Origin of the sequence: Streptomyces spongiae (genome assembly GCF_009377185.1) — a bacterium.
Classification (GTDB): Bacteria; Actinomycetota; Actinomycetes; order Streptomycetales; family Streptomycetaceae; genus Streptomyces; species Streptomyces spongiae.
This window is the reverse complement of sequence record NZ_VJZC01001052.1, coordinates 1-1432: the sequence shown is the minus strand read 5'-3', so window position 1 is coordinate 1432 and position 1432 is coordinate 1. Positions and strand designations below refer to the sequence as shown.

The following is a 1432-nucleotide window of genomic DNA, read 5'->3' as shown; positions in this document are numbered from 1 at the left end:
GACTCAACCCGCCGTACCAGCGCCCCGCACCACCCCATCCGGCCCAGCAACCAACACCGGCGTCCCCGGCCCACCAAGATCCCGTACCGCCGCCCGATCCTCCTCCGGCACGCTCTCCGCCTCCGTGACCACCGCCGCCGCCTCCAACGACTTCGCCCCGGACGCCACGGCCATCGCCACCGCCGTACGCAGCGCGCTCAACCGCAGCGAGTCCAGGGCAACGGTCCCGGCCACGTACGTACGCCCCGTGTCGTCCCGTACGGCCGCCCCCTCGGGCACCCCGTTGCGAGCCCGGGCCGACCGGGCCAGGGTGACGATCTTGCGGTCCTCGGGGTCAAGCGCGCTGCTGTCGGTCATGGCCCCGAGCATACGTAGCCACCGCGACGACCGGCCCACTCACCCCACCAGGCCGCCCCCTACCCAGCCACCGGATACATCGCCCCGCGCCGCCCCTCCGGCGAGGCCAGCCACTCCAGCTTCCCCGCCGTGTTCGCCTCGTCCAGCGGAGTGTGCAGCACGATCGCCAGATCGGGCCGTACCGGCATCCTCATCACGCTGGCCTCCAGACACAGCAGCCCGACCGCCGGATGATCGAGCTCCTTGCGGATCTGCCCCGGTTCCTCGATGTCCCGCCGCTCCCACAGCTCGGTGAACTCGGGGCTCACCGCCGTCAGCCGCGCCACGACCTGCTGGAACCCCTCGTCGTCGGGACGGGCGGAGGAGACCGCCCGGAACTGCGCGACGACCGTCCGCGCGTTCTGCTCCCAACTCAGGGAACGGGAGCGGTACATCGGGTCGGTGAAGAAATCGATGAGGCAGTTCTGCGTGATGCCGGGCCGCATACCGAGGACCGTCGCCGCCGCGTCGTTGTACAGGACGCAGTTGTAGTACAGGTCCATGATGTGCGCCGGGTACGGCATCCACGCGTCGATCACCCGCTGGAGCCCCTCGCACATGTCCCGCTTCCCCGGCTCGACCTCCGGCACGGGCGGATTGAGCCCGGCCAGGACGTACAGGTGCCGCCGCTCCGCGTTGCTCAGCCGCAGCACCCGGGCCACCGCGTCGAGGACCTGCGGGGAGACGGAGATGTCCCGGCCCTGCTCCAGCCACTGGTACCAGGAGGCGCCCACCCCGGCGAGGACGGCGACCTCCTCACGGCGCAGTCCGGGCGTACGCCGTCGCGCTCCGCCGTCCGGCAGGCCGGCCTGGGCAGGAGTCACCCGGGCCCGCCGGCTCATCAGGAACTCGCGCAGTTCCGGCCGCCGATGAGTCCTGAGCGCGTGCTCTGTCACGACTACGCGTCCCCCTCGTGCTGCGATACCTGGTGGTGCCCGGTGGCCCCTGGTGGTACCCGGTGCCTGGTGGTGCCACCACCAGGACAACTGCCCGCTCCCCACGCCTATTCCGGCCCCCGCAGGCTCTGACGCATGAC

General features: G+C 71.6%; 2 protein-coding genes. Both read right to left on the bottom strand.

Features of this window, described 5'->3' with window-relative positions; translation table 11 throughout:
• Positions 1-3: 3 nt before the first annotated feature.
• Complete coding sequence (locus FNH08_RS50050) at positions 4-357, bottom strand: cytidine/deoxycytidylate deaminase family protein (protein WP_152778664.1); 354 nt, start codon at positions 355-357, stop codon at positions 4-6.
• 59 nt (positions 358-416) lie between these two features.
• Entirely contained in the window at positions 417-1238 is an 822-nt protein-coding gene (locus tag FNH08_RS50045) for a helix-turn-helix transcriptional regulator (RefSeq protein ID WP_152778665.1), read from the bottom strand.
• Between the last annotated feature and the right edge of the window lie 194 nt (positions 1239-1432).

Bases quoted from the DNA above. Each gene is read 5' to 3' on its own strand.
- FNH08_RS50050 (WP_152778664.1), bottom strand. From the start codon at position 357: ATGACCGACAGCAGCGCGCTTGACCCCGAGGACCGCAAGATCGTCACC.
- FNH08_RS50045 (WP_152778665.1), bottom strand. From the start codon at position 1,238: ATGAGCCGGCGGGCCCGGGTGACTCCTGCCCAGGCCGGCCTGCCGGAC.